Here is a 25,368-nt window from a genome sequence, read left to right on the forward strand (position 1 = left end):
ACGCACGGACGGGCGAAGCGGACGGATCCGGCGGGCCGCAGGGGGGCGGAGGCGGTCGAAAGCGGGCGGGCCGCAGGCGGGCGATGAGGGCGGGAGCGACGTTCAGGCGCGCTCTCACGCCTTGCGGCGGCGCCACCCGCGTCAGCTGCGCTTCGACGACTTGCGCTGGTGCTCCTCCACCAGGAGCCTGGCCAGGTCGGCCACCTTCACCTGGTGGTGCTGGGAGATGCGGCGCAGCTCCTCGAACGCGGCCTCGGCGCTGCACCCGCTGGTCTGCATGATGATGCCCTTGGCCTGGTCGATCAGCGAGCGGCCGGCCAGGGCCTCCTGGAGCTGGGCGGCGTCGGTGCGCACCTCCTCGAACTCCCACATGTTCGCCATGGCCACGCCGACCTGCTCGGCCAGCATGTCGGCGAGCGAGCTCGCGCCCTGCGGCGAGAACGCGCCGGGGCGTACGGAGTAGAGGCCGACGATGAGCAGGGCGGGCGGCACCTCGATGGGTACCACGAGCACCGAGCGGACGCCCGAGCGGGTGGCCAGCGCGTCGTAGCGGGGCCAGCGGGTCTCGGTGAGCACGTCGGTCACGGTGGCGCGGCCGCCGCTCTGCCTGGCCTCGATGGACGGGCCCTCGCCGAGCTCGCGTTCGCCTTCGACGAGCAGGATCAGCTCGCTATGTGAGCCGGAGACCAGCACCCGGTGGTCGCGCCAGTGCTCGGCCGAGGCGCCCGAGCAGCCGGGCACGCCCGCCGTCAGCGCCGCGGTGAGCCCGCGCAGCACGCTCTCCGTCGAGGTGTCCTCACCGAGGCGGCCGAGCGCGGCGAGGTCTCGCGCGAGTCCGGGGGTGATCATCGCGGTCGATTCCATAGCAACAAGCATCTACCCCTTATGGCTAGCGTTATCCCGGGTGGCGTAGCGTTCAGACATGACCATGCCGGACCTCGAACACGCGCTTGACGCGCTGGCCGGGCGCGTCGCCTCGCTGCGCGAAGCGAGGGCCGCCTACCCCAGCGACCTGGCGCCCACACTCGACGCCGCGCTGGCCGAGCTCGACACCGCCACCGAGCTGCTCGCCGAGGCCCGCGAGGAGCTGCGCAAGGCGCCGAGGCGGCCGGGCGGCAAGAAGGACGGCGGGCAGCGGGAGCTGAAGCTGCTGCGCCAGGTGTTCCGCTCCTTTCCCGTGCCGGTCATCGTGCTGGACGGCGGCGGCGTGGTCAGGCGGATCAACCCCGAGACCTCGCGCATGCTGGGCAGCCCCGACGGCTATCTCGTGGGCCGCTCGTTCCCGCTGCTGGTGGACGTGTCGCGGCGGGCGGCGTTCCGGTCGCATCTGACGGCGGTGCTGCAGACGGGGCAGCCGTCGGCGTTCGAGACGCGGCTGGCGCACCAAGGGCGTACGCACACCGTGCAGCTCGCGCTGACCAGGCTGACGATGCCCGGCGAGCCGCAGCAGATGGTGGCGGCGGTGGCGCTGCCGACGGAGGTGCAGCTGCCGGAGCCGGGCGCGCGGCGGCCCGAGCAGGCCGACGGCGCGCTGCTGCTGGCCGCGGCCAAGCGCCAGGACCTGCTGAGCAGGATGGCCAGGCTGCTGCTGGAAGAGGACGCGCTGATGCGTCCCGGCGCGCTGCAGCGGGCCACGCGGCTGCTCGCGGCCGAGTGGGCCGACTGGGTGATCGCGGACCTGCTGCGCGACGGCCTGCCGCACCGCGCGGCCGTCATGGCGCCCAAGAACCATCCGCTGGGCGACCTGGTCAGGCAGGTGGAGTCGGCCGACCCGGCGGGCAGCTCGATCGTGATGCGGGTGCTCGACCACCGCACCGGCGTGGTGCGGGAGATGGTGGACGACGAGACGCTGCTCGGGTTCTGCGCGGAGGGTCCGCTGCTGACCGCCATGGGCGCGGGCTCGCTGCTGTCGGTGCCGATCGGGCACGGCGACGGCGTGCTGACGCTCGTACGCGCGCATGACCGGCCTCCCTTCGGGCTCGCCGACCTGGGCGTCATGCAGGAGGTGGGGCTGCAGCTCGGGCTGGCGCTGCGCGCCCAGGTGAGCTTCCAGAGCCGCTCGCGGGCCGCGGACGCGCTGTCGGCGAGCGTCGCGCCGCGCAACCTGCCCGACGTGCCCGGCTACGAGGCGGCGGCCGTCTACAACCCGGGCTCGTCGGTGGGCGCGGAGTTCTACGACGTGTTCCCGGTCGCGGGCGGCGGCTGGGGTTTCGCGCTGGGCGGCGCGGCGGGCAAGGGCGAGGAGGCGGCCTCGGTCAGCGCGATGGTCAGGGGCGGCCTGCGGGTGCTGAGCGTCTGGGAGTCCGACCCTGAGCCGGTCATGCGCAAGGTGAACGAGGCCCTGGTGGCGCAGGGCACCGGCATGTTCGTGATGGCGGTCGCGGGCTTCGTCAAGGGCCGGCGGATCAGGCTGTCGTCGGCCGGCCACCATCCGGCGGCCATCCTGCAGCCGGACGGCGCGGTGCGCTTCGCGGCGGGCGGCGGGGTGCCGCTGGGCATCTCCGCCGAGGCCGAGACCGAGGTCCAGACGCTCACGGTGGCGGCGGGCGAGACGCTGGTGCTCTATTCGGAGGGCCTGGTCTCCTCGCGCAACGAACGCGGCGAGCCGTACGGCGAGGAGCGGCTGGCCGACGTGCTGGGCCGGTGCGCGGGCCAGGCGCCGTCTGCCGTGGTCAAGACGGTCGAGGATGACCGGCACGCGTTCTCCGGCGGCCAGGTTTGGGATGAGATTGTGGTGTTCGCACTCCGCGGTGTCTGATTCGCGGTGGTTTGCGATCTGGACAAACCTGGGTATGGTCGGAGAAGTAGAACGACGTGCCTAAGACGCAGGCACACCTTTGAAGCTGCTCTTTCACGCTGAGGTGTGCCATGAATATCGCAATCGTCGCTTCCACGAACGGCAACCAGCGCCACCGCATTCTCTCCGTGGCACGAGAACTGGGGCGCGAGCACCACGTCACCATCTACTCCCGCCGTGACAGCGCCGACGGCAAGCCCAAGACGCGGGTGGCCCCGGGTGTCACGCTGGAGAACATCGACGTTGGGCCCGCAAAGGAGCTGGCCGCCGACGAGGTGGCGCCGTACCTGAACGAGGTGGGCCTGCATCTCGGCAAGCGCTGGTCGCAGGATCGCCCCGACGTGATCCACGCCTTTTCGTGGACAGGCGGGCTGGTCGCGGTGGCGGGCGCCGAGGGTCTCGGGGTGCCGGTGACGCAGACGTTCCACCGGGTCGACGCCGGACACAAGGACTTGGAGCGGGCGCTCGGACGCCGGGCCAACGCGGTCATCGCGGGCTCGGGCGACGAGGAGTCCGCGCTCATCCGGCTGGGCGTCCCGCGCGGGAACATCTCCGTGGTGCCGTACGGCGTCGACACCGAGCGCTTCCAGCGCCGGGGCGCGGTGGCCACGCGCGGCAGCCGCAAGCGCCTGCTGCACGTCGGCCCGCTGTCGATCGACCGGGGCGCGCACACGATCGTGCGGGCTCTTCCCGGGCTCGGCGACGACGTTGAGCTCGTCATCGCCGGCGGGCCCGAGCCGGACGAGCTGGAGCAGGACCGCGACGCCCGCCGCCTGCGGGCGCTCGCCGAGCAGCTCGGCGTCGCCGACCGGGTGACGCTGCTCGGCCAGGTGAAGCGGGCCGCCGTACCGAAGCTGATGCGCAGCGCGGACGCCGTGGTGTCGGTGCCGCGCGAGGCCGTGACGGGCATCGTGGCGCTGGAGGCCATGGCCTGCGGCGTGCCGGTGATCGCCTCGGCCGTGGGCGCGCACCTCGACTCCATCATCGACGGCGTCACCGGGCTGCTGGTGCCGCCGGACCGGCCGGCCCGCACCGCGCACCTGGCCCGCGAGCTGCTCTACGACCCCACGCTGCGCACCGCACTCGGCTACGCCGGCGCCGACCGGGCACGCTCGCGCTACTCCTGGGAGCGGGTGAGCCAGGAGCTGGTCCGGGTCTACGAGTCCTGCGCCTGACCCTGCTGCCCCACGCCCTCCCCCGCATCTACCCCGGCAGGTGGCTCCGGCCACCTGCCGTCTCCCTGCCAGGAGTTCAGAGGAGACGGGCGGCCTTGAGCGCCAGGTGCACGGCCAGGCGGTCGTCGCCGTCCGACAGGTCGCGGTGGGTGAGCCGCTCGGCCTTGGCCAGCCGGTAATAGAGCGTCTGGCGGTGCACGCCGAGCTGCGCGGCGGTCTGCTGGACGTGGCCGCCCCGATCCAGATAGACCTCCACCGTGTGGGCCAGCTCCGCGTCCAGCGCCGCCGCCTCGGCCGCCAGCTCGCGCAGGTCGGCCTGGCTGAGCCGGGCGAGCAGGCGGTGCACGCCCAGGTCCTCCCAGCGGGCGATCGGGGCGTGGCGCGGGAAGTGCTCGGCGACGCGCAGCGCCTGGCGGGCCTCGCGCCAGCTCAGCCACGCCTCTCCCGGGTCGTCGCGGGGCGCGCCGACGCCGGCCGCGGTGCCGTAGGCGCCCTGGACCGTACGCGCCACCTCCTCCGCCAGGTGTGAGGGGGCGAGCAGCGCCACAGGAGAGCCGGTACGCGCCAGCACGCCGCGCGGCAGCGTCCACAGGGCGGCCACGCGCTCCGGCGACTCGCGTACCGCGATGGCCGTCACCGGCCCCGTCACCTCCAGCGAGACCGACGCGCGCTCCTCGGGGTCGGCCGACAGCAGGGCGCGCAGCCCGTACCCGAGGTCCTGGCGGCTGCGCGCCTCCTGGGCGAGCGCGGCGGCGGCCCTGGCCACCAGCGGCGCGGCCGACGCGAGCCGCTCGTCGGTCAGCTCGCCCGAGTCGAGCAGCCACAGGTAGCCGTAGGTGACGTCGGCGTGTCGCAACGGCCAGCAGACCCTGGCGAGGACCTTCAGCTCGGCGTCGGCGGGGATCCTGACCGGGCCGCTCGCGCGGGCGATGCCGTAGCGCTCGAAGTACTCGCGCACCTCTCCGGTGGCGCGCCGGCGCAGGATCGACTCCTGGCGTACCGTGTCGATGTCGCCGTGCTGCGCGCCGTAGGCCAGCAGCCGGAACGAGCGGTCCTCCAGCGTCGCGGACGCGCCCAGCCGGGCGGCGATCTCGTCCACGATCTCTTGCAGATCTGCCGAGTTGTGCATTTGTACGACAGCCTCCCACACCGGGCGTTACGCGCGTCGATGGCCCCCTCTGAGCTGGCTTTTTAGACTCGAAGCATGCTGGGTCAACTGCTGCTCGCCGCTTCACGGAGCGGGCTCGTACGCCGTTCCGTGTCAAGCTTCCCGCTCACGAAGAGAGTCGTGGAGCGGTTCGTCGCGGGTGAGAGCGTTCAGCAGGCCCGTGACGCCATCGAGCGGCTGCGCGACGCGGGGCTCGCCGTGACGATCGACCACCTGGGCGAGGAGACGCTCGACGCGCGGGCCGCCGAGGCGACCACCGACGCGTACATCACGCTGCTGCAGACCATCAAGCCGCTCGACCTGGGCGGGCGGGGTGAGGTGTCGGTCAAGCTGTCGGCCGTCGGCCAGCGGCTCGACGAGTCGATGGCGCTTGAGCACGCCCGCGAGATCTGCGCCGCCGCCGCGGCCAACGGCTCCACCGTGACGCTCGACATGGAGGACCACACCACGGTCGACTCCACGCTGACGATCCTGCGCAAGCTGCGCGAGGACTACCCCGGCACCGGGGTGGCGATCCAGGCGTACCTGTTCAGGAGCGAGCAGGACTGCCGGGACCTCGCGGCCGAGGGCTCCCGCGTACGCCTGGTCAAGGGCGCCTACCGCGAGCCCGCCTCCGTCGCGCACCAGGGCAGGACCGCCGTCGACAAGGCGTACGTGCGATGCCTGCGGATCCTCATGGCGGGGAAGGGGTACCCCATGGTGGCGACGCACGACGATCGCATGATCGCGATCACGGAGCTGCTCGCCGACCGGTTCGGGCGGACGATCGGCGACCACGAGTTCCAGATGCTCTACGGAATCAGGACCGACCTGCAGGAGTCCCTGGCGGGGGCAGGCCACACGGTCCGCGTCTACGTTCCTTACGGCGACGACTGGTACGGGTACTTCATGCGCCGCCTGGCCGAGCGCCCCGCCAACGTCGCCTTCTTCCTTCGTGCCCTTGGGGGTAAGTAAATGGATGCCATCAGCAACGTCCCCGTGCCCGCGAACGAGCGTGTGTACGGCTACGCGCCCGGCAGCCCCGAGCGGGCCGCGCTGGAGGACCGCATCAAGGAGCTGGCCGGTTCGACGGCCGAGCTCACCATGACCATCGGCGGCGAGCAGCGTCTGGGCGGCGGCGCCCCCATCGACGTGGTGCAGCCGCACAACCATGCCTCCGTCCTGGGCCGTACCAACGACGCTACGGCCCGGGACGTGCAGGACGCCATCGACGCCGCGCTCGCGGCGGCGCCGTCCTGGCGCGCGATGTCGTTCGACGACCGGGCGGCGATCTTCCTGCGGGCCGCCGACCTGCTGGCCGGGCCGTGGCGGGCGACGCTGAACGCGGCGACCATCCTCGGGCAGTCGAAGTCGGTGCAGCAGGCGGAGATCGACTCGGCCTGCGAGCTGATCGACTTCCTGCGCTTCAACGTCTCGTACGCGCGCAAGCTCTACGCCGACCAGCCGATCTCCTCGCCCGGCGTGTGGAACCGGATGGAGTACCGCCCGCTCGAAGGGTTCGTGCTGGCGATCACGCCGTTCAACTTCACCGCCATCGCCGGCAACCTGCCGACCTCCGCGGCGCTGATGGGCAACGTCGTCGTCTGGAAGCCGTCGCCCACCCAGCAGTTCGCCGCGCACTTCACGATGCGGCTGCTGGAGGCCGCCGGGCTGCCTCCCGGCGTGATCAACCTGGTCACCGGCAACGGGCAGGCCGTCTCCGAGGTGGCGCTCACCCACCCGGCGCTGGCCGGCATCCACTTCACCGGCTCCACCGCGACGTTCCAGCACCTGTGGCGCACCGTCGGCGAGAACATCTCCGGCTATCGCGGCTATCCGCGCCTCGTCGGCGAGACGGGCGGCAAGGACTTCGTGCTCGCCCACCCCTCCGCCGACCCGGCCGTGCTCTCGACCGTGCTGATCAGGGGCGCCTTCGAGTACCAGGGCCAGAAGTGCTCGGCCGCCTCCCGCGCGTACGTGCCGCGCTCGGTCTGGAACCGCATGCGTGACGACTTCGTCGCCACCGCCGAGTCGCTGACCGTCGGCGACGTGGCCGGGGACCTGTCGACGTTCATGGGCGCGGTCATCGACGCGCGCGCCTTCGCCAAGCACAAGACCGCCATCGACCGGGCGCGGGCGGCGGCGAACATCGACGTGCTCACCGGCTCGTACGACGACTCCGTCGGCTACTTCGTCAAGCCGACCATCCTGGAGTGCGCCGACCCCACCGACGAGATCTTCGTCAAGGAGTACTTCGGGCCGATCCTCGGCGTGCACGTCTACGACGACGGCGACTACGACAAGGTGCTCGACCAGATGGAGGGCATCGCGCCGTACGCGCTGACCGGCTCGATCGTCGCCGACGACCGGTACGCCATCGCCGACGCCTCCCGGCGGCTGCGCTTCGCGGCCGGCAACTTCTACATCAACGACAAGCCGACCGGCGCCGTGGTGGGCCAGCAGCCGTTCGGCGGCGGCCGCGCCTCCGGCACCAACGACAAGGCGGGCTCGATCCACAACCTGACGCGGTGGGTGAGCGCCCGCGCGATCAAGGAGACGTTCGTGCCTCCCACCGACCACCGTTACCCGCACATGGGCTGAACCGCCCATCACAGCCGAGAGCCTCCCGGTCCTGCCCGGGAGGCTCTCGGCGTTACCGGTATGGCTTCAGGGGGTCCGGGCCTGGCTCTCGGGGTCCCGGCGTGGCTCTCGGGGTCCCGGCATGGCTCTCGGCGTTCTGCCGATGGCATGAAGTGCAATGATCGTGTCATTGACGCCTTCGCCGGGCCGCGCCCAGCATGGGAGGCATGCAGCGACGAGTCCTCATCGTCGTCTTCCCCGGTTTCCAGCTGCTCGACATGGCCGGGCAGGCCGACGTCTTCGCCACCGCCACGCACATCCGGCCCGAGGCGGGCTATGCCGTCGAGGTGGGGTCGGCGGCGGGCGGCGAGGTCACGGCGGGCAACGGCGTGACCGTCACCACCCGGCCGCTCGCCGGGATCGGCGAACCGGTGGACACCCTGATGGTGGCGGGCGGGCCCTCCGTACCCGACCGGCTGGGCGACGCCGAGCTGATCGGGCAGATCGCCCGGCTCTCCGCGGGCGCGCGGCGTACGGCGTCGGTGTGCAACGGCGCGTTCCTGCTCGCCGAGGCCGGCCTGCTCGAACGGCGGCGCGCCACCACGCACTGGCTCGTCGCCGACGACCTGCGCAGCCGCTACTCCGGCGTGGACGTGGACGCCGACCCCCTCTACATCGAGGACGGCCACGTGTGGACGTCGGCAGGCGTGCTGTCCGGCGTGGACCTCGCGCTCGCCCTCGTCGCCAAGGACCACGGCCACGACCTCGCCAGGAAGGTCGCCCGCGGGCTCGTGGTCTATCTGCACAGGCCCGGAGGGCAGAGCCAGTTCAGCACCGCCATGCGGGCGCTGACGCCGCGCAGCGAGCCGCTCAGGGAGCTGCAGGGCTACATCGACGCGAACCCGGCCGCCGACCTCAGCGTGCCCGCGCTCGCCGCGCGGGCCGGCATGAGCCAGCGCCACTTCTCCCGCGTCTTCACCGCACAGACCGGCATGTCACCCGGCCGGTACGTCGAGCGCAGCCGCGCCGACACCGCCAGGCGGCTCCTGGAGGTCACCTCGCTGCCGCTCGACGCCGTGGCCAGGGAGTCCGGGCTCGGCTCTGCTGAGACCCTCTACCGCGTCTTCAGGCGGCACTGGCGGATCTCCCCCGGCGACCACCGGCGCCGGTTCCAGTCCAAGGAGAGGTAATCCTCATGCACGTCGCCATCCCGCTCTACCGCCGCTTCACCGCCCTCGACGTGGCCGGGCCGTACACGGTGCTGAACATGGCGCCCGGGTTCTCCGTCACGCTCGTCGCCGCCGAGCGCGGTCTCGTCTCCGACGACTGGGGCACGTTCCGGCTCGAGGCCACCGCCTCGTACGACGAGGTGCCCGCGCCGGACGTCATCATGGTGCCCGGCGGCACCGGCACCCTCGACGCGCTCTCCGACGAGGCGCTGGTCGGCTGGATCCGCCAGGCGCATCGGCACACCCGGTGGACCACCTCCGTCTGCACCGGCTCCCTCCTGCTCGGCGCGGCCGGCATACTCAAGGGCCTCCCGGCCACCGGCCACTGGGCGCTCCTCGACATGCTCAAGCAGTACGGCGCCGAGCCGGTGAGCTCGCGGGTGGTGACGACCGGCAAGATCGTCACGGCGGCGGGGGTGTCGGCGGGCATCGACATGGCGCTCACGCTCCTCGCCGAGGCCGCCGACGAGGCCACCGCCCAGGCCGTGCAACTGGCCATCGAGTACGACCCCGAGCCGCCCTTCACCTCCGGCTCCCTGCGGGGCGCCCCGGAAGGCATCCCCGACCGCGCGCTCCACCTCCTGACCGACGTCCCCGCCTAGAAGCCCACCGCCGTCCCGGTCTTCGACCGGCGACCGGCCCAGCAGGCAACGCCCCCGAACCCGGAGAGCGGCACGACCGCCCCACGCCTCACTCCGGGCGGTGGGTGGTGTCTCCGCAGGCCGCGCCAAGCGCTGAGCCTCACCTCCTCACCGCCCCGCTGTCACGACCGGCCGCGGACCACTGCTCAGACGGCGGCGCGCCGAGGGCTGTCGTGACCGTGGCGGGCGCGCGGGCGCGCGATCATTCGCTGGCGTACGAGCACGCGTTCCCGATCATTCGCAGGCGTACGGGCGCGCGCTCCCCATCATCTCTTCCCGATCATTCTTCGCGCGCGACGCCCAGGGGCAGGACGTCGAAGTGGACGACCACGTGCTCGACCCCCGCCTCGCCCGCCGGCCCGTCCGTCGCGGCGGTCTCGACCGGCTCCCCAGAGACGGCCGCCCCTCCGGAACCGGCCGGGCCCGCGGAGGCGGCAACCCCGGCGCGGGCGTCCGACAGGGCACGGTAGCGTTCCAGCACCTCGTACACCTCGTCCTGCATCCGTGCCGTCTCCTCGGCGGTCAGCCGAAGTGAGCGGCGGCCGAAGCCGCTGACCTCCACCCACTCCTGCGGCGCCTTGCCGAGCATCCGCCGCCAGCGGGCCAGCTCGGCGCCACGCTGACGGACCAGATCGTCGAGCAGGTAGTCGACGGCCTTGGCGGTCTCGGGGTCGTCGTCGGGCCGGTCGCCGTAGGAGTAGCCACCCGGCGGGATGCGCCAGTACTTCTCCTTGCCGCGCCCCATCCCGGGCACCACCTCGATCATGCCGTGCCTGGCCAGCTCGCGCAGGTGGTAGCTGGTGGTGCCGGTGTTCTGGTCGAGCAGGCCGGCGAGGCGGGTGGCGGTGGACGGCCCGTGCTCGTCGAGCAGCTCGTAGATGCGCAGCCGCAGCGGGTGGGCGAACGACTTGAGGGCGTTCGCGTCGAGTGTCCTGGCCGGGTAGCTCTTGCTCCCCATCTTGTGCAAACCGCTCTTTGCAAAGAATACTGTGCACACTTTTCCTTACACAGACTATCGGAGGAGACGACGGCGGGCCTGGGGCGTCCGTTCGCCTTCCTGTTGTTATCGACTGCGCTGTCCAACCTGGCCGACGGCCTGCTGAAGGTGGGGGGCCAACCTCGTGCGCGCCGCGCTCCTGACCCTGGTCACCGCGTTCGCCTTCACAGGGACACTCCATTACCCGCTGCTGCTCGCGGCGGTACCGCTGGCCGGGGTGAGCGAGGTGTTCGCCGGCCTCTCCGCGCGGTCCATCCTGCCGATGACCGTCTCAGGCCGCGACCTGACCAGGGCCAACGGCCGCGTCTCGACCGCCATGATGATCGGCAACGAATTCGTCGGCGCGCCGCTCGGGGGCCTGCTCGTCGCCCTCGTGCCCGCCGTCCTGTTCGGCGCCCCGGCCCTGCTGTACGCCGCCGCCGCCGGCCTGCTCCTGCTGGGCATGCGGGGCACGTTCGCGCCGGCCGCGCCCGCCCGCGTACGGCCGATGCGGGCCGACATCAAGAGGCGCTGGCGTTCCTGTGGTCGCACCGGGTGCTGCGCTGCCTGGCGCTCACGGCCGGGACGGTCAACTTCGCCAACGCCGCCTACTTCGGCGTCTTCGTGCTCTGGGCGGTCGGCGAGAAGTCGGCGATCGGACTGGAGCCCGCCCAGTACGGCCTGATGACCACGGCGCTGGCGGCAGGCGCCATACCGGGGTCGCTGCTGTCGGAGTGGGCGACGCGGCTGTTCGGAGAGCTGCGTACGCTCCTGGGCGGCTGGCTGGCCAGCAGCCTGCTGCTCCTGGTGCCCCTGCTCGTGCCGTCCCCGTGGACCCTCCACCCCACCGCCGTGCTCTGGGGCGTGGCCGGCGCGGCGGTCAACGTCCTGGTGATCTCGACCCGGCAGCGGCTCATCCCGGTGGAGCTGCTCGGCAGGGTCAACTCGGCGTACCGGCTCATCGGCATGGGCGCGATGCCGCTCGGAGCGGCTCTCGGAGGCGTCGTGGCCGAATTCACCGGGGTTCCTGCCGTCCTCACAGGCGCGACTGGAGTATGTTTGGTGGCTGTCGGGCTGCTGTGGCGCGCTTTGTCGGGTCGAAATTCCACGCCTCTGACCAGCACCGCCACACTTTCCGGCATATCCGGATCACGTTAGGCACCCAAGAGCCTGTACGGAAGTGACATGATTATCCCCGAGCATGAGGGGATGGTATGCGGCAGATCGGCGGACGGTACCTCCTGAACGAGGAGGCCGGTCGTGGGGGTATGGGAGTTGTCTGGCGGGCGTTCGATCAGCTCCTTCACCGTACGGTGGCGCTCAAGGAGCTGACCCTTACCGGCGAGGTCGAGATGGTACGCCGGAGGGTGCTTCGTGAGGCCAGGATGGCCGCCGGGCTGAGCCACCCCAATATCGTGACGGTGCACGACCTGATCGAGGAGGGCGGCAAGCTCTGGATCGTGATGGAGTACCTCGACGGGCTCTCACTGCACCAGTTGCTCTCCCAGGTGGGCACGCTGCCCGCGCAGTCGGTGGCGGCGATCGGCCAGCACCTGCTGGCGGCGCTGCGTACCGCCCACGAGGCGGGTGTGCTCCATCGCGACGTCAAGCCCGCCAACGTCATGCTGACGGGCGACCGGGTGGTGCTCACCGACTTCGGCATAGCGACGGCCGAAGGCGACATCCGCATGACCACGTCGCGGCGGCTGCGCGGCACCCCGGCGTTCATGGCGCCTGAGCGGTTGCACGGCGGGCCGGCCAGCAAGGAAGCGGACATGTGGTCGTTCGGCGCCACCCTGTACAGCGCCATCGAGGGCCAGCCGCCCTACCCTGGCCAGGACGCGGCGACCGTGCTCGGCATGGCGCGCAGCGGCCCCTACCCGCCGCCGCGCCGCGCCGGGATCATGCGCCCGCTCATCGAGGGCCTGCTGCACCACGACCCGGTGCGCAGGTTCACCCTGGAGCAGACGGCGGGCCTGCTGGCCGGCATGCGCGCCAGCGCCTACCAGGCGGCCATCTGACGACACCCGTCCGGTGACGCCTCGGCCGTCGAGCGCCGGCCGAGGCGAGGTCCGGAAGGTGTGCGCGTCCCAGCGTTCAGCCGCTCCTCGCGAGCGCAGCCGCCCGGCGCCCATCGCGCGCCGTGGGCGCGTCAGCGGCCTCAACGCCGTGGCAGGGGCCTCAACGCCGTGGCAGGCGCGTCAGCGGCCTCAACGTCGTGGCAGGCGCGTCAGCCTTCCTTCTTGGCGCGGGCCTCCGCCTCGGCGGCGTCCATGGCCTCGGCCTCTTCGGGGGTGGGGGCGGTGCCGCCGAGGTGGGCCGGCTGCCACCAGACGCCCGGCGGGATCTCCGGGTACGTGCGCTGCGCCCGGTCCACCAGCTCGGTGAGCCGCCCGCGCAGGTCGGCGACGTGATCGGCCACGTTCTCGCCGCGCTTGGGATACATCGGCTCGCCCACCAGGATGGTCATCGGGATGTGCCGCTGCAGCAGCTTGCGCGGTCGGCCCTTGGTCCACAGGCGCTGACTGCCCCACAGCGCGACGGGGATCACGGGGGTGCCGGTGGCCTGGGCCATGCGGACGGCGCCGTTCTTGATCTCCTTCACGGTGAACGAGCGGCTGATCGTGGCCTCGGCGAACACGCCGACGACCTCGCCGGCCTTGAGCATGCGCAGGGCGGTGGCGTACAGCCGGCCCCCGCGCCCCGGTCGACCGGAATGTGGTGCATGCCGCGCATCAGCGGCCCGGAGACGGGGTGCTTGAACACGTCCTCCTTGGCCATGAACCGCACCAGCCGCTTCGACGGCAACGCGGCGAACCCGGCGAAGATGAAGTCGAGGTAGCTGATGTGGTTGCTGACCAGCACCGCTCCCCCGACCGCGGCACGTGCTCGGTCCCCTCCATGTGGAAGCGGATGTCGAGCACGCGAAAGAGGGTCCGCGCGGCGGCGATCACCGGCGGGTACACGATCTCAGCCATGAGCAGACCGTAACCTACTCGGGCGGCTCCGGCGGACGTGGGAGCCCGGCCGTTCGCGTCCGTCCCGGCCCCGGCCTCCGCGTCCGTCGCGGCCCCGGCCACCGCGTCCGTCGCGGCCCCGGCCTGAGCGTCCGCGCCGGCCGGCTTGAGCACGACATCCAGCCCGCCCGCGCCATGACGCTTGCGCGGTCGTGAAAAAGGGCAGATGTTCTGACCATGAAGAAGCTCATCAACACGGCTGATTCCGTCGTTGAGGACGCATTGAACGGCATGGCCGCGGCTCACCCGTCGCTGCGGGTCCGCGACAACGTGGTCTATCGAGCGGCGGGGCCGAGGCCGGGCAAGGTAGGCCTGGTGTCGGGCGGGGGTTCGGGGCACGAGCCGCTGCACGCGGGGTTCGTCGGTTACGGCATGCTCGACGCCGCCTGCTGCGGCGAGATCTTCACCTCGCCGGTGCCCGACCCGATCATCGAGGCGACCACGAGCGTGGACGGCGGCGCCGGGGTGCTGCACATCGTCAAGAACTACACCGGCGACGTGCTCAACTTCGAGATGGCGGCCGAGCTGGTCGAGGGCGTCGAGGTGGCGAGCGTGCTGGTGGACGACGACGTCGCCGTACAGGACTCGCTCTACACGGCGGGCCGGCGCGGCACGGGCGCGACGCTGTTCGTGGAGAAGATCGCCGGTGCGGCGGCGGAGGAGGGCCGGCCGCTGGAGGACGTCGCCGCGGTGGCGGCCGACGTCAACCGGCGCAGCCGGTCGTTCGGCATCGCGCTGACCTCCTGTACGCCGCCCTCCGCCGGCAAGCCCATCTTCGACCTGCCGGAGAACCAGGTGGAGCTGGGCATCGGCATCCACGGCGAGCCTGGCCGCACCCGGGTGCCGATCGCACCGGCGCGCGAGCTGGCGGGCGTGGCGATGGACGCGATCCACGGCGACATGCCGCTGCGCGGCGACCTGCTGGTCATGGTCAACGGCATGGGCGGCACCCCGCTGTCGGAGCTGTACGTGGTGTTCGGCGAGGTGGCGGCGTACGTCAAGGGCAGGGGGGCGAGGGTGGCGCGCTCGCTGGTGGGCAACTACGTGACGAGCCTCGACATGCAGGGCTTCTCGGTCACCGTCTGCCTGCTGGACGACGAGCTGACCCGCTTGTGGGACGCGCCGGTCGAGACGCCGGGACTGCGCTGGGGGCGATGATGGACACCGATCTGTTCGTGGCCTGGTTCGAGGAGAGCTCCAGGCTGATCCGCCGCGAACGCGACCGCCTGACCAGGCTGGACGCGGCGATCGGCGACGCCGACCACGGCACCAACCTCGACCGCGGCTTCTCCGAGGTGTGCAAGGCGCTGGCCGACGATCCCCCGGGCTCGGCGTCGGAGGTGCTGACGACGGCGGGGACGATCCTGATCCGCCGGGTGGGCGGCGCGGCGGGGCCGCTGTACGGGTCGTTGTTCCGGCAGATGGGCAGGGCGCTGCGGGAGTCGCCGGTGACGCTCGCGGGCTTCGCGGCGGCGTTCGAGGACGGCGTGGTGGCGATCGAGCGGCTGGGCAAGGCCACGCCGGGCGACAAGACGATGGTGGACGCGCTCACCCCCGCCTCCCGTGCGCTGGCGCTGGCCGTACGCGACGGCGTCGGCGTGCACGAGGCGCTGGTCAAGGCGGCGGACGCGGCTCTGGAAGGGGCCAAGGCCACGATCCCGATGCAGGCGAAGAAGGGCAGGGCGAGCTACTTGGGGCAGCGCAGCATCGGCCACGAGGACCCGGGAGCGGCCTCGGCGGCGCTGCTGCTCGAAGCGCTGGCGAGCGTGGCGGGATGAGGGCCGCGGGTGCGCGCTCGTGGCCGGGCTTGAGAAAGGCGGTGCGATCGTTGGGCGGCGAGGCGCTGTGACGGTGGGCGTGGTGCTGGTCTCACACAGTGCCGGGCTGGCGGCCGAGGCCGTGCGGCTGGTCCGGGGCATCGCGGGCGATGACGTGCCGGTGGCGGCCGCGGGCGGGACGGCCGACGGCGGGCTGGGCAGCAGCGTGGAGGTGATCGAGAAGGCGGTGCGCAGCGTCGACGACGGGGACGGGGTGGTGCTCATCCCCGACATCGGCAGCTCGGTGCTGAACGCCCGGCTGCTGGCCGATGAGGGCAAGGCGGTGGTGGTCGACGTGCCGTTCCTTGAAGGCGCGATCGCGGCGGCGGTGACGGCGGGCGCGGGAGAGACGCTGGCCGAGGTCGTGGCGGCCGCCGAGGAGGCCCGCACCCACCGCAAGTTCTGACGCGGGCGCCCCTCGGCGGGCAGAGCCCGTCAGTGGCCCTTGAACGCCCGTCAGTGGCCCTTGAACGCCTCCTCCAGCCACCAGGAGCCGCGTTCCCTGGTCACCTTGCCGTGTACCAGCAGCGGACGGTCCCTGGGCCCGGAGAGCCAGGCGGAGACGCCCGCCAGGTCCTCGCGGCGGGTGACGGTGACGGCGTCCATGCCGTGGCCGCGCGCGATGGCGGCGAGGCCGGCGGGTGGGAACGTGACCGTGCCGAGCGGGTGGTCGTGCGGGCCGAAGTGGTGCACCTCGGCTCCGTACGCCTCGTCGTCGTACACGACGATCACCATCGGCAGCCCCAGCCGGACCACGGTCTCCAGCTCGGCGAGCCCCATGAGGAAGCCGCCGTCGCCGAGCGCGGCCACGGGGAGCCGGTCGGGCCGGGCGAGCGCGGCGCCGATCGCGGTCGCAAGGCCCAGACCGACCGACTGGAACGCCTGGGTGAAGCAGAAGCCGTTCTCGTCCGGCACGTCCAGGAACATCGACGGATATCCCATGAAGTTGCCGGAGTCGATGGAGACGACGCGCTCGGCGGGCAGCAGGTCGTCCAGGCCGATGGTGAGCGTCCTGGGGTCGATCCTGCCGCCCGCGCCGTCGTCGTCGTACGGCACCGCCCGCCACCGTCCCTCGGCCCTGATGCGCCCGGCCAGCTCGGGCGTGCGGTAGCCGGTGCGCTGCGGCACCGCGTCCGCCAGCGCCGCGGCGACCTCGGCCACGTCGCCGACGACGCCGATGCCGGCGGGCACGTGGGTCTTGAGCGCGGCGGGTTCGAGGTCCACCTTGGCCACCCTGGCGCCGGGCGAGACGAGCGAGCCGTGCCGGGTGGTCCACATGTTGAGCGCGCAGCCCCAGCCCACGATGAGGTCGGCGTCCCGGATCAGCTCCGCGGCCAGCGGGGTGGCGAAACCGCCGGAGACGTCGAGGTCCCACGGGCTGCCGCGGAACAGGCCCTTGGCCACGGCCGAGGTGGCGAGCAGCGCCCCGGTGCGTTCGGCCAGCGCCTCCAGCTCGCGGCGGGCGTGCCGGGCGCCGCGGCCGGCGATGAACACCGGCCGCCCGGCCGTCTCCAGCGCGGCGGCCAGCTCGCCGATCTCGGGCTCCACGCGGGGCGCGGCCGGCTCGGCGGGCACGTCGAGTCCGCCGGAGTGAGGCGCGGCCTGGACGTCGAGCGGCAGGTTGAGCAGCACCGTACGCCGCTCCCCCGCCGCCAGCCGGTACGCCCGCGCCGCCTGCGCGACCGCATCGCCCGCGTCGGTGACGCGCATCGCCACCGCGCCCACCGCCGTGGCGAGCCCGGCCTGGTCGATGTGGAAGTTGGACTGCGGCTCGGTGGCCTCGCCGGCCAGCACGACCAGCGGCGTGCGGCTCTTGGCCGCCTCGGTGATGCCGGTCAGCGCGTTGGTCAGCCCGGGACCCTGGTGCACCGAGACGATGCCGGGCCGGCCGCTCATCCTGGCATGGGCGTCGGCCATGGTGGCGGCCCCGCCCTCGTGACGGGCGGCGACGAAGCGCACGCCGGCGGCCACGAGGGCGTTGGTGACGTGGAAGTTGCCGCTGCCGACCACCCCGAACGCGGTCTCGGCTCCGCAGGCGGCCAGGGCCCGGCCGACGGCCTCGGCGACGATCAACGTTCCACCAGGGCGAGCACGCGGACGGGGCTGCCGGAGCCGCCCACGATGGGCAGCGGCGGCGCGACCACGACGGCGCCGGTGACGGGCAGGCGGTCGATGTTGCGGAGCTGGGTGAGCCCGTACTTGCCCGCGCCCAGGAGGAAGGAGTGGCACGGGAACGGCGGGTCGAAGGAGTGCGCGGCGCCCGCGTCGGTGCCGACGGTCTCCACGCCGATCCCCAGGATGGGCGTCTCGGACGCCAGCCACTCGGCGCACTCGGCGGAGATGCCGGGCGTGTGCGGGCCGTTGTCGTCGGCGTTGATGAACGCGGCCTGGTCGCCGGAGCGGGCGTCCCAGCCGGTGCGGTAGAGCAGCCAGCCGCCGTCGGGGAGCGGGCCGTTGGCGCGCTCCCACTGCTCGACGTGGTCGATCTGGAGGAGGAAGTCGGGGTCCTTCGCCGCCTCGTCGGCGAAGTCGAGCACCACGGCGGGCGCGATGAGGCTGCGGGCCGGCACCTGGGAGACGTCCTGCCCGTCGCGGGCGGTGACCCAGTGGACGGGAGCGTCGAAGTGCGTGCCCGTGTGCTCTCCGGTGTGAATGTCGTTCCAGTACCACGCCGGGCCGCGGTCGTCGTACCGGCTGATCTCCTCGAGCCGGAACGGGATCGTGTTGGCGAACGGCTCGGGCAGCTGGAGGATCGGTGTCTCCGCGGTGAGTGGCGCGGTCAGGTCGATCACCTCGATCGCCCCGCTGCGCACGCTGTCCACGAAGCTCTGCAACACCGACATGTCTTCCTCCTCGGTAGGGCTGAGCCGCATCCTCCTACGCTCGCCTTACCAGAGCAAACACGCCGATACCTCGCGCGTCAGGCTTTCGTCCACTCCGCGCAGCCGCCGGTCTGGAACGCCTTGTCGGTGGGCTGGATGGTGACCACGGCGGCGCCGGACGGCATGCCGGCCGCGATCACGTCGCCGCTCTCGTCGCGCAGCCGGGCCCAGTAGCACATCGTGAACCCGGAGGCCGGGCCGGTGGTGCGGTAGGTGCCCGGCTGGATGTCGGTGCCGACGCGGAGGGTGCGCAGGGACGCGGAGTTGGTGAGGGTCCCGCCGGGCTGCGTCTGCGGGGGCACGCTCTGGGCGGGCGTCTCACCAGGCGGGGTCTGCACGGGCGGAGTCTCGATCGGCCCGCTCTGAGCAGGCCCGCTCTGAGCAGGCCCGCTCTGAGCAGGCGGGGTCTGGGCAGGCGGGGTCTGACCAGGAGGAGGAGTCTGCGCGGGTGGGGTCTGGGCCGGATCGGTGGGCACCCCCTGCGTCGGCTGCGCGGGCAGACCGGCGTCCGCGGGAGGCGACTGGCTCTTCTCGACCGTCACCGTCACCCTGGGCGCGGGCTCGCCGCTCGACGACGGGGAGCCGGCGCCGAACCCGACGAACACCCCCAGCAGGAATCCCAGCAGCGCGGCCAGCCCCGCGACGAGCACGATGATCGGCGGGCTGCTCGTCGCACGGGGGTATTGCGGGTAGTCGGGGGAGGCGGCCCGTACATCACGGGTTTTAGCGTGCCACCCCTGTCAACCCCGCATGCGCCGGGTCAGCGGTGCAGGTAGTCGACGAGCGACGCCTTCTCCGTCTCCAGCTCCTCGATGGCGCTCTTGACGACGTCGCCGATGCTCACGATGCCGACGAGCCGGCCCTGGTCGACGACGGGCATGTGGCGGAAGCGCTGGGTGGTCATGGTGCGGCGCAGCGAGTCGACGTTCTCCCCCGGCCCCACCGTGGTCACCTCGGTCGTCATGATCGACGACACCGGCATGTCGAGGACGGCGGCGCCCCGGTCGTGCAGGCGGCGCACGACGTCGCGCTCGGAGACGATGCCCTCGATCGTCACGCCGTCAGAGGAGACGACCACCGCCCCGATGTTGCGCTCGGCGAGCTTGGCGAGCAGCTCGCGGACGGTGGCGGACGGTGCCACGCAGGTCACGTCGCTGCCCTTGTTCCGAAGGATCGTACCGATGAGCATGTGCACCACCTCTGTCCCTCAGTGTTCCAAGCCCGTGTCCAGAGCAAACAAGCGGGTGGGGGCCCAGTCAAGCGGTCCCGTAGGCTGCCTGCGTACGAATCCGACACGTCACTCAGGGACCGTGAGAAATGACCGAGCGGCTCAATACCGGAAGCCATGATCTGCCCGTCACCGAGGAGCTGGCCGCGTTCATGCGGACCGGGTGGGCGAGCGAGCGGCGGGCGGAGATCGCGCCCCGGCCGATCGCGCCGTGGGCGGCCAAGCGGCGGGCCGCGCTGGCACAGCGCTTCCCCGGCGAGCGGCTGGTGATCCCGGCGGGCACGCTGAAGGTGCGCAGCAACGACTGCGACTACCGGTTCCGGCCGCACAGCGCGTACTCGTACCTGACGGGGGCGAACGAGTCGGACGACGTGCTGGTGATCGAGCCGTCCGGCGAGGCCGTCCTGTACGTCAGGCCGCGCGCCCCGCGCGCCGAGGGCCAGGAGTTCTACCGCGACCGCCGCTACGGCGAGTTCTGGGCCGGGCCGCGCCCCGACCTGGCGGAGGCGTCCGAGCTGTACCAGATCGAGTGCGCCCACATCCGCGACCTCGACCTCAAGGGCCCGGCGCGGGTGCTGCGCGGCGTGGACCCGTCGGTGGACGCGCGGGTCGAGCGCGGCGACGGCGACGCCGAGCTGGAGTCGTTCCTGTCGGAGATGCGGCTGGTCAAGGACGAGTGGGAGGTGGGCGAGCTGCGCTCGGCGGTGGACGCGACCGTGCGCGGCTTCGAGGACGTCGTACGCGCGCTCCCCCAGGCGATCGGCCACCCGCGCGGCGAGCGGTACCTGGAGGGCGTGTTCGGGCTGCGGGCGCGCCTTGAGGGCAACGCGGTCGGCTACGAGAGCATCGTGGCCTCGGGCTCGCACGCCTGCGTGCTGCACTGGATCCGCAACGACGGCGCGCTGCACCGCGACGACCTGCTGCTCATGGACGCCGGCGTCGAGTCCGACACCCTCTACACCGCCGACGTCACCCGTACGATCCCGCTGTCCGGCCGCTTCAGCCCGGTGCAGCGCCAGGTGTACGAGCTGGTGTACGAGGCCCAGAAGGCGGCCATCGCGACGCTGCGGCCGGGCGCCCGCTTCCGCGACTTCCACCTGGCGGCCATGCGCGTCATCTGCGACGGCCTGCGCGAGTGGGGCCTGTTCAAGGAGTCGGCCGACACGCTCATGGAGACCGGCCTGTACCGCCGCTACACGCTCTGCAGCAGCGGCCACATGCTGGGCCTCGACGTGCACGACTGCGCGAAGTCCAGGGCCGAGGTCTACCTGGACGGCGTGCTGGAGGAGGGCCACGTGCTGACCGTCGAGCCCGGCCTGTACCTCCAGCCGGACGATCTGACGCTGCCGCAGGAGCTGCGCGGCATCGGCGTGCGCATCGAGGACGACCTGCTGATCACGGCGGACGGCGCGACCATGCTGTCGGACGGCCTGCCCCGCCACCCCGACGAGATCGAGTCCTGGATGGGCGGGCTCCTGTAGCGAGCCGGGCACGTCGGCGGCGCGATGGCGCAGGTCATCGTCAAGCTCGAGGCCACCTCGCAGGCGACCGTGCGCGAGGTCCACCTGGCCGACGTGGACGAGGCGACCGCGCACGCCATCGTGGTCGTGGACCAGCAGGTGAACACCTCGGAGGCGATCCGTTCCGTCAAGGACCCCCACCTCGAGATCAGCACGGTGAAGGAGAAGGGCACCAGGAAGATCAACGACGTGACCGTGCTCGGCGCGGCGTCGGGGGACCGGTACAGCCTGGACGGCAAGCCCGCCGACAAGTGATCAGCGGCGGCAGGTCGGCGTGGGGTCGAGGAACACCTGCCGTACCTGGGGGAACTGCTCGCGCAGCCGCCGTTCCACCTCGTCGGCGGCCTTCTCGACGCCACGGGCCGTGGCCTCGTCCTGGAAATCGATCTTCGCGGCGACCAGGACCGCGCCCGGCCCGATCACCATCGTCAGCAGCTCCACCACGCCGGCCACCTCGGGCTGGTCGAGCAGCACGGCGCGGATGCCGTTCTGCACGCTCTCGGGCGCGGCCTGGCCGATGAGCAGCGACAGGTTCGTCCTGATCAGGGTGACCGCGACGACCAGCAGGAGCAGGCCGATCACGACGGAGGCGACGCCGTCCCAGAGCGCCGATCCGGTGAGCTGCGAGCCGAGCAGCCCTCCGGCGGCCACCAGCAGCCCGATGAGCGCGGCGCCGTCCTCGAACAGCACGGCCTTCAGCGCCGTGTCGGAGGTCACCCGTACGAGCCGTAGGGGCGGGATGCGTAACGTGCGGCCTCGCGGCGCAGCTGCGCCAGCCCTTTGAGCAACGAGGTGCCCTCGAGCACGAACGCGACGGCCAGCACGACGTACGAGGGGGTGAGGTCGGCCAGCTCCTCGCCGTGGCCGACCTCGTGCAGGCCGTGGGTGATGGAGAACCCGGCCCCGCCCACCAGCGTCGCCACCGCCGCCATCAGCGCCCAGACGAAACCCGCCTTGCCGTGCCCGAACGGATGCCGCCGGTCGGCCGGCTTGCCCGACCGCCGCACGGCCACCAGCAGCAGCAGCTCGGTCACGGTGTCGGCGGCGGAGTGCGCCGCCTCCGACAGCATGGCGGCCGAGCCGCCGATGAGACCGGCGATCAGCTTCGCCAGCGCGATCGCCAGGTTCGCGGCGCCGGCCACGAGCACGGTGCCCAGGCTCTCCCCAGACTTCTCGCCCATAGCGCCCCACCTTACGTGCGCTAGATTGAGTGCGTGAGTGAGCCCCGCTGGCTGTCGCCTGCCGAACAACGTGCGTGGCGTACGCATCTGGCGGTGCACAAGCTGCTCATGCACCGGCTCGACCGCGAGCTGCACGCGCACTCGCTCTCGCTCAACGACTACGAGATCCTCGTCAACCTCTCCGAGAGCCCGGGCCGCCGCATGCGGATGAGCGAGCTGGCCGACGTCACCATCCAGTCGCGCAGCCGGCTGTCGCACCAGATCTCCCGCATGGAGGCCAAGGGCCTGGTCGTCAGGGAGGACTGCCGCGACGACCGCAGGGGCACCTACGCGGTGCTGACCGACGAGGGCTGGGAGACGATCCAGCGGGTGGCGCCGCACCACGTGCGGGGCGTGCGCGAGCACTTCGTCGACCGCCTCACCGACGACCAGCTCGACGCGATCGTGGCGGCGTACGCGCCGATCGTCGAGCATCTGAAGAAGCTGCGCTGACACCCAACCGATATACGCGAGCGGCCACGCGCGATCTCCGCGCTGGCTAGCATCCGGTCATGCTGAGAAAGCTACTGATCGTGGCGGTCCTCGCGCTCGCGACGGCGTGCTCGTCAGGCGGCGCGGGGGCGGAGCTGCCGGCCGGGCCCGACGTGATGAAGAAGGCCGTGGACGCCATGAAGACGGTGAAGTCGGCCGGCTTCTCCATCGCGACCGAGGGCAAGCCGAACGTGCCGCTGAAGAAGGCCGACGGGCGGCTCACGGCGGAGGGGGACGCCGACGGCACGATCACGCTCGAGGCGCTGGGCAGCCTCCTTGAGGTCACCTTCGCCGTGGTCGGCGACACCGTCCACTTCAAGGGCGCCACGGGCGGCTTCCAGAAGATGACGCGGCAGCAGCTCGCCCAGATCTACGACCCGTCGGTCATCCTGGAGCCGACCAAGGGCGTCGCGCAGCTGCTCGCCTCCGGCACCGACCCCAAGGTGGAGGCCGTCGAGAACGGCTCCTACCGGGTCGCCACCACCTTCCCCGGCAGCGTCGTCGGCCAGATCGTCCCCGGCGTCACGCAGGGCGTGAACGCCAAGATCTGGATCGACCAGGCCAGCGGCAGGCTCACCAAGGCCAGCCTGCCGCTGGAGGGCGGCACGGTGACGGTGTCGTTCAGCGACTACGACGCGCCGGTCACGATCAAGCCGCCCGCGCAGTGAGGCCGTTGCAGACGGGACGTGAGGCGAGCTTGACGGGAAGTGCTCGATGAGGAGGGCGCAGTGAGGCGCGCCCGGCGGGTGGTGCTCGGCGCGGGCGGCGCGGTGGTGCTGCTCGCCGCACTGGACGCGTACGTGGTGGTGACGGTCCTGGTCGGCATCGCCGAGGACGTCGGCATCCCGCTCAACCACCTCGAACGCGCCACCCCGATCGTGACGGGCTTCCTGCTGGGGTACGTCGCCGCGATGCCGCTGCTCGGGCGGCTCTCCGACCGGTACGGCCGCCGCCCGCTCATCCACGCCTGCCTGGCCGCGTTCGCGCTCGGCTCCGTGCTGACCGCGCTGGCGAGCGGGGAGATCACAGTGGTGGCCGGGCGCACCGTGCAGGGGGTCGCGGGCGGTGCGCTGCTGCCGATCACCATGGCGGTCATCGGCGACCTGTGGGAGGAGCGCGAGCGCTCCGTCGCCCTGGGTGCCGTCGGCGCCGCGCAGGAGCTGGGCAGCGCGCTCGGGCCCCTGTACGGCGGCCTGCTCGCCGGGGTTCCGAGCACGGTGGTCGCGGGGATCGAGCTGGGCGGCTGGCACGCCATCTTCTGGATCAACGTCCCGCTCTCCGCCCTCGCCGCCCTGGCCGTCCACCGCGCCCTCCCACCCGGCCACCTCGTGCCCCCGCCGCCCTCCTCTGGCGAGAGCAGCCCGCCCGGGAAGTCCGGAGCGGCCGCGCGCTCAGCGGTGGACGTGCACACCGAACCCGCTCAGGCTCCCGCGCCCGCCGCGAGCGCCCAGCCCATCACCGGTGCAGGAGGCGGGAAGTACGGCGAGGGCGAGGTGGCCGGTCCTGGCGCGGGCTCGCAGCCGCGCGACACCGCCGCGCCGCCGGCACCCGCCCGCTTCGCCACGCTCGCGGAAGCGGGCGAGCGCAGCAACGCGGCGGACCCGCGCACCGAAACCCTCGCACTCGGAACCGGCGCGGCCGCAGAGACGCACGCAGAAGCCGCCGGCCCGAGACCGACACGGCCACTGAAGCGGACGAGGCCAGCGCAGGCACGGGATCGACCCCGAAAGCGGGCGAGGCCCGCGCAGGCGCGAAAGCGGGCGCGGGGCGGGTGGACGTGGTCGGCGGGGCGCTGCTGGCGGTCACGCTGGCGCTGCTGATCGTGGGGCTCTACAACCCCGACCCGGCCGCCGCCGTGCTCCCGCCGTGGGGCCTGCCGCTGATCGGGGCGAGCGTGGTGGCGGGAGCCGGGTTCGTGTGGTGGGAGGTACGCTCCCCCGTACGCCTGCTCGACCTGACCGGCACCCGCAAGGGCCCCCTGCTGGCCACGCTGGCGGTCAGTTTCCTGGCGGGGGCGGCGCTGCTGGTCACGATGGTGTTCGTGCCGATCACCGCCCAGACTCTGCTCGGCGCCGACGAGCTGGGCGCGTCGCTGGTGCTGGCGAGGTTCCTGGCGGCGTTGACGGTGGCGGCGTTCCTGGGCGGCCTGCTGGCCCGCCGCCTGGGCGAGCGGGTGGTGGCGGTGGCCGGCATGGTGTCCGCGGCGGCCGGTTACGCGCTGATGAGCCGCTGGCCGCTCGACCTGGCCGAGGCGGGCCTGAGGGTGGACCTCACGCTGGTCCTGGCGGGCCTGGGGCTCGGCCTGGTGATCGCCCCGGTGTCGTCGGCGGTGCTGCGGGTGAGCCGGGCGGACCAGCACGGCGTGGCGTCGGCGGCGGTCGTGGTGGCGAGGATGATGGGCATGCTGATCGGCATCGCGGCCGTGTCGGCGTGGGGTTTCTACCGGTTCCAGTCGCTGACGGCGCATCTGGACACACCGCTGCCGTTCGGGGTGGACGCGGAGACGTACCGCCGGCAGCTGGCCGAGTACACAGAGCTGGTGCAGGCTGCGCTGCACACCGAGTACACCGAGATGTTCCTGGTCACGGCGGTCATCTGCCTGCTGGGGGCGGTGGTGGCCGCCCGCATGCCGGCCCGCCGCTGAAAG

Annotated in this window: 27 protein-coding genes and 1 pseudogene; 18 read left to right on the top strand and 10 right to left on the bottom strand. The window is 72.4% G+C overall.

Annotated elements, in window-relative coordinates; genetic code table 11:
- Nucleotides 1-141: 141 nt before the first annotated feature.
- The gene (locus WBK31_RS21325) at nucleotides 142-864 is read right to left on the bottom strand and encodes a GAF and ANTAR domain-containing protein (RefSeq protein ID WP_364054421.1); all 723 of its coding nucleotides are present in this window, start codon (nucleotides 862-864) and stop codon (nucleotides 142-144) included.
- 58 nt (nucleotides 865-922) lie between these two features.
- Between WBK31_RS21325 and WBK31_RS21330 the strand changes: the two genes are divergently transcribed.
- Entirely contained in the window at nucleotides 923-2,758 is a 1,836-nt protein-coding gene (locus WBK31_RS21330) for a SpoIIE family protein phosphatase (protein WP_364054424.1), read from the top strand.
- Nucleotides 2,759-2,868: 110 nt separating this feature from the next.
- On the top strand, nucleotides 2,869-3,972 hold the full coding sequence (locus tag WBK31_RS21335) for a glycosyltransferase (RefSeq protein WP_378787884.1): 1,104 nt from the start codon (nucleotides 2,869-2,871) through the stop codon (nucleotides 3,970-3,972).
- Between the two features lie 76 nt (nucleotides 3,973-4,048).
- On the opposite strand, the gene WBK31_RS21340 is transcribed toward WBK31_RS21335, so the two are convergent.
- Entirely contained in the window at nucleotides 4,049-5,101 is a 1,053-nt protein-coding gene (locus WBK31_RS21340) for a helix-turn-helix domain-containing protein (protein WP_364054430.1), read from the bottom strand.
- Nucleotides 5,102-5,176: 75 nt separating this feature from the next.
- Between WBK31_RS21340 and WBK31_RS21345 the strand changes: the two genes are divergently transcribed.
- The 4 genes from WBK31_RS21345 to WBK31_RS21360 all read left to right on the top strand — a co-directional run bounded on the left by WBK31_RS21345 (nucleotide 5,177) and on the right by WBK31_RS21360 (nucleotide 9,530).
- Nucleotides 5,177-6,094: a proline dehydrogenase family protein gene (locus WBK31_RS21345; protein WP_364054433.1), complete on the top strand. Its 918-nt coding sequence runs from the start codon at nucleotides 5,177-5,179 to the stop codon at nucleotides 6,092-6,094.
- The gene (gene pruA, locus WBK31_RS21350; RefSeq protein ID WP_364054436.1) at nucleotides 6,095-7,720 is read left to right on the top strand and encodes an L-glutamate gamma-semialdehyde dehydrogenase; all 1,626 of its coding nucleotides are present in this window, start codon (nucleotides 6,095-6,097) and stop codon (nucleotides 7,718-7,720) included.
- 206 nt (nucleotides 7,721-7,926) lie between these two features.
- A complete protein-coding gene (locus WBK31_RS21355; protein ID WP_406673023.1) occupies nucleotides 7,927-8,889 on the top strand; it encodes a GlxA family transcriptional regulator in 963 nt (320 codons plus the stop codon).
- Between the two features lie 5 nt (nucleotides 8,890-8,894).
- Nucleotides 8,895-9,530, top strand: a complete 636-nt coding sequence (locus WBK31_RS21360; RefSeq protein WP_364054442.1) for a DJ-1/PfpI family protein — start codon at nucleotides 8,895-8,897, stop codon at nucleotides 9,528-9,530.
- Between the two features lie 319 nt (nucleotides 9,531-9,849).
- Here the strand turns inward: WBK31_RS21360 and WBK31_RS21365 are convergent, their stop codons facing one another.
- Nucleotides 9,850-10,527, bottom strand: coding sequence for an ArsR/SmtB family transcription factor (locus tag WBK31_RS21365; protein ID WP_378787882.1), 678 nt, complete (start codon nucleotides 10,525-10,527; stop codon nucleotides 9,850-9,852).
- Nucleotides 10,528-10,690: 163 nt separating this feature from the next.
- Between WBK31_RS21365 and WBK31_RS21370 the strand changes: the two genes are divergently transcribed.
- From WBK31_RS21370 to WBK31_RS21380, 3 genes are read left to right on the top strand one after another with little or no spacing between them, the layout of a single operon-like run.
- Nucleotides 10,691-11,230, top strand: a complete 540-nt coding sequence (locus tag WBK31_RS21370) for a hypothetical protein (RefSeq protein ID WP_406673024.1) — start codon at nucleotides 10,691-10,693, stop codon at nucleotides 11,228-11,230.
- Nucleotides 11,170-11,703 carry an MFS transporter gene (locus WBK31_RS21375; RefSeq protein WP_406675516.1) on the top strand — a complete coding sequence of 178 codons (534 nt, stop codon included), beginning with the start codon at nucleotides 11,170-11,172 and terminating at the stop codon, nucleotides 11,701-11,703. Before WBK31_RS21370 ends, WBK31_RS21375 begins: the two co-directional genes overlap by 61 nt.
- A 56-nt stretch (nucleotides 11,704-11,759) precedes the next feature.
- Nucleotides 11,760-12,566, top strand: a complete 807-nt coding sequence (locus WBK31_RS21380; RefSeq protein WP_364054448.1) for a serine/threonine-protein kinase — start codon at nucleotides 11,760-11,762, stop codon at nucleotides 12,564-12,566.
- 209 nt (nucleotides 12,567-12,775) lie between these two features.
- Here WBK31_RS21380 and WBK31_RS21385 read toward each other — a convergent pair.
- Nucleotides 12,776-13,410 (bottom strand): annotated as a pseudogene (locus WBK31_RS21385) (lysophospholipid acyltransferase family protein).
- A 329-nt stretch (nucleotides 13,411-13,739) separates the two neighbouring features.
- Here WBK31_RS21385 and dhaK point away from each other — a divergent pair.
- The 3 genes from dhaK to WBK31_RS21400 all read left to right on the top strand — a co-directional run bounded on the left by dhaK (nucleotide 13,740) and on the right by WBK31_RS21400 (nucleotide 15,785).
- On the top strand, nucleotides 13,740-14,720 hold the full coding sequence (gene dhaK, locus WBK31_RS21390; protein WP_406673025.1) for a dihydroxyacetone kinase subunit DhaK: 981 nt from the start codon (nucleotides 13,740-13,742) through the stop codon (nucleotides 14,718-14,720).
- Nucleotides 14,717-15,340: a dihydroxyacetone kinase subunit DhaL gene (dhaL, locus tag WBK31_RS21395; protein WP_364054457.1), complete on the top strand. Its 624-nt coding sequence runs from the start codon at nucleotides 14,717-14,719 to the stop codon at nucleotides 15,338-15,340. The genes dhaK and dhaL overlap by 4 nt, the downstream gene beginning before the upstream one ends.
- An 82-nt stretch (nucleotides 15,341-15,422) precedes the next feature.
- Nucleotides 15,423-15,785, top strand: coding sequence for a phosphoenolpyruvate--protein phosphotransferase (locus WBK31_RS21400; RefSeq protein WP_364054460.1), 363 nt, complete (start codon nucleotides 15,423-15,425; stop codon nucleotides 15,783-15,785).
- 50 nt (nucleotides 15,786-15,835) lie between these two features.
- On the opposite strand, the gene WBK31_RS21405 is transcribed toward WBK31_RS21400, so the two are convergent.
- The 4 genes from WBK31_RS21405 to WBK31_RS21420 all read right to left on the bottom strand — a co-directional run bounded on the left by WBK31_RS21405 (nucleotide 15,836) and on the right by WBK31_RS21420 (nucleotide 19,450).
- Nucleotides 15,836-17,452: a thiamine pyrophosphate-binding protein gene (locus WBK31_RS21405; RefSeq protein ID WP_364054463.1), complete on the bottom strand. Its 1,617-nt coding sequence runs from the start codon at nucleotides 17,450-17,452 to the stop codon at nucleotides 15,836-15,838.
- Nucleotides 17,449-18,222, bottom strand: coding sequence for a cyclase family protein (locus tag WBK31_RS21410; RefSeq protein WP_364054466.1), 774 nt, complete (start codon nucleotides 18,220-18,222; stop codon nucleotides 17,449-17,451). The genes WBK31_RS21405 and WBK31_RS21410 overlap by 4 nt, the downstream gene beginning before the upstream one ends.
- A 77-nt stretch (nucleotides 18,223-18,299) precedes the next feature.
- Nucleotides 18,300-18,911 carry a hypothetical protein gene (locus WBK31_RS21415; protein WP_406673026.1) on the bottom strand — a complete coding sequence of 204 codons (612 nt, stop codon included), beginning with the start codon at nucleotides 18,909-18,911 and terminating at the stop codon, nucleotides 18,300-18,302.
- 110 nt (nucleotides 18,912-19,021) lie between these two features.
- Nucleotides 19,022-19,450: a CBS domain-containing protein gene (locus WBK31_RS21420; RefSeq protein WP_364054469.1), complete on the bottom strand. Its 429-nt coding sequence runs from the start codon at nucleotides 19,448-19,450 to the stop codon at nucleotides 19,022-19,024.
- A 128-nt stretch (nucleotides 19,451-19,578) separates the two neighbouring features.
- On the opposite strand from WBK31_RS21420, the gene WBK31_RS21425 reads away from it, so the two are divergent.
- Together WBK31_RS21425 and WBK31_RS21430 are read left to right on the top strand one after the other, a co-directional pair.
- Nucleotides 19,579-20,970, top strand: a complete 1,392-nt coding sequence (locus WBK31_RS21425; protein ID WP_364054472.1) for an aminopeptidase P family protein — start codon at nucleotides 19,579-19,581, stop codon at nucleotides 20,968-20,970.
- A gap of 24 nt (nucleotides 20,971-20,994) precedes the next feature.
- Nucleotides 20,995-21,264 carry a hypothetical protein gene (locus tag WBK31_RS21430; RefSeq protein WP_406673027.1) on the top strand — a complete coding sequence of 90 codons (270 nt, stop codon included), beginning with the start codon at nucleotides 20,995-20,997 and terminating at the stop codon, nucleotides 21,262-21,264.
- Here the strand turns inward: WBK31_RS21430 and WBK31_RS21435 are convergent, their stop codons facing one another.
- Both WBK31_RS21435 and WBK31_RS21440 read right to left on the bottom strand, forming a co-directional pair.
- Nucleotides 21,265-21,726 (bottom strand): cation diffusion facilitator family transporter, encoded by a 462-nt coding sequence (locus WBK31_RS21435; RefSeq protein WP_406673028.1) that lies wholly within the window; start codon nucleotides 21,724-21,726, stop codon nucleotides 21,265-21,267. It lies immediately after the preceding gene.
- Nucleotides 21,723-22,190, bottom strand: a complete 468-nt coding sequence (locus WBK31_RS21440; protein WP_406673029.1) for a cation diffusion facilitator family transporter — start codon at nucleotides 22,188-22,190, stop codon at nucleotides 21,723-21,725. Before WBK31_RS21440 ends, WBK31_RS21435 begins: the two co-directional genes overlap by 4 nt.
- 33 nt (nucleotides 22,191-22,223) lie before the next feature.
- Between WBK31_RS21440 and WBK31_RS21445 the strand changes: the two genes are divergently transcribed.
- From WBK31_RS21445 to WBK31_RS21460, 4 genes are read left to right on the top strand one after another with little or no spacing between them, the layout of a single operon-like run.
- On the top strand, nucleotides 22,224-22,682 hold the full coding sequence (locus WBK31_RS21445; protein WP_378787869.1) for a MarR family winged helix-turn-helix transcriptional regulator: 459 nt from the start codon (nucleotides 22,224-22,226) through the stop codon (nucleotides 22,680-22,682).
- Nucleotides 22,683-22,741: 59 nt separating this feature from the next.
- Nucleotides 22,742-23,389 (top strand): LppX_LprAFG lipoprotein, encoded by a 648-nt coding sequence (locus tag WBK31_RS21450; RefSeq protein WP_406673030.1) that lies wholly within the window; start codon nucleotides 22,742-22,744, stop codon nucleotides 23,387-23,389.
- A 60-nt stretch (nucleotides 23,390-23,449) separates the two neighbouring features.
- Nucleotides 23,450-24,541 carry an MFS transporter gene (locus tag WBK31_RS21455; protein ID WP_406673031.1) on the top strand — a complete coding sequence of 364 codons (1,092 nt, stop codon included), beginning with the start codon at nucleotides 23,450-23,452 and terminating at the stop codon, nucleotides 24,539-24,541.
- Nucleotides 24,493-25,365: a hypothetical protein gene (locus tag WBK31_RS21460; RefSeq protein WP_406673032.1), complete on the top strand. Its 873-nt coding sequence runs from the start codon at nucleotides 24,493-24,495 to the stop codon at nucleotides 25,363-25,365. The genes WBK31_RS21455 and WBK31_RS21460 overlap by 49 nt, the downstream gene beginning before the upstream one ends.
- Nucleotides 25,366-25,368 lie beyond the last annotated feature (3 nt).

Source organism: Nonomuraea sp. N2-4H, from assembly GCF_045291505.1.
Classification (GTDB): domain Bacteria; phylum Actinomycetota; class Actinomycetes; order Streptosporangiales; family Streptosporangiaceae; genus Nonomuraea; species Nonomuraea fastidiosa.

Bases quoted from the DNA above. Each gene is read 5' to 3' on its own strand.
- WBK31_RS21335 (WP_378787884.1), top strand. From the start codon at position 2,869: ATGAATATCGCAATCGTCGCTTCCACGAACGGCAACCAGCGCCACCGC.
- WBK31_RS21330 (WP_364054424.1), top strand. From the start codon at position 923: ATGACCATGCCGGACCTCGAACACGCGCTTGACGCGCTGGCCGGGCGC.
- WBK31_RS21380 (WP_364054448.1), top strand. From the start codon at position 11,760: ATGCGGCAGATCGGCGGACGGTACCTCCTGAACGAGGAGGCCGGTCGT.
- WBK31_RS21440 (WP_406673029.1), bottom strand. From the start codon at position 22,190: ATGGGCGAGAAGTCTGGGGAGAGCCTGGGCACCGTGCTCGTGGCCGGC.
- WBK31_RS21430 (WP_406673027.1), top strand. From the start codon at position 20,995: ATGGCGCAGGTCATCGTCAAGCTCGAGGCCACCTCGCAGGCGACCGTG.
- WBK31_RS21425 (WP_364054472.1), top strand. From the start codon at position 19,579: ATGACCGAGCGGCTCAATACCGGAAGCCATGATCTGCCCGTCACCGAG.
- WBK31_RS21410 (WP_364054466.1), bottom strand. From the start codon at position 18,222: ATGTCGGTGTTGCAGAGCTTCGTGGACAGCGTGCGCAGCGGGGCGATC.
- WBK31_RS21345 (WP_364054433.1), top strand. From the start codon at position 5,177: ATGCTGGGTCAACTGCTGCTCGCCGCTTCACGGAGCGGGCTCGTACGC.
- WBK31_RS21365 (WP_378787882.1), bottom strand. From the start codon at position 10,527: ATGGGGAGCAAGAGCTACCCGGCCAGGACACTCGACGCGAACGCCCTC.
- dhaL (WP_364054457.1), top strand. From the start codon at position 14,717: ATGATGGACACCGATCTGTTCGTGGCCTGGTTCGAGGAGAGCTCCAGG.
- WBK31_RS21340 (WP_364054430.1), bottom strand. From the start codon at position 5,101: ATGCACAACTCGGCAGATCTGCAAGAGATCGTGGACGAGATCGCCGCC.
- pruA (WP_364054436.1), top strand. From the start codon at position 6,095: ATGGATGCCATCAGCAACGTCCCCGTGCCCGCGAACGAGCGTGTGTAC.
- WBK31_RS21420 (WP_364054469.1), bottom strand. From the start codon at position 19,450: ATGCTCATCGGTACGATCCTTCGGAACAAGGGCAGCGACGTGACCTGC.
- WBK31_RS21355 (WP_406673023.1), top strand. From the start codon at position 7,927: ATGCAGCGACGAGTCCTCATCGTCGTCTTCCCCGGTTTCCAGCTGCTC.
- WBK31_RS21450 (WP_406673030.1), top strand. From the start codon at position 22,742: ATGCTGAGAAAGCTACTGATCGTGGCGGTCCTCGCGCTCGCGACGGCG.
- dhaK (WP_406673025.1), top strand. From the start codon at position 13,740: ATGAAGAAGCTCATCAACACGGCTGATTCCGTCGTTGAGGACGCATTG.
- WBK31_RS21360 (WP_364054442.1), top strand. From the start codon at position 8,895: ATGCACGTCGCCATCCCGCTCTACCGCCGCTTCACCGCCCTCGACGTG.
- WBK31_RS21325 (WP_364054421.1), bottom strand. From the start codon at position 864: ATGGAATCGACCGCGATGATCACCCCCGGACTCGCGCGAGACCTCGCC.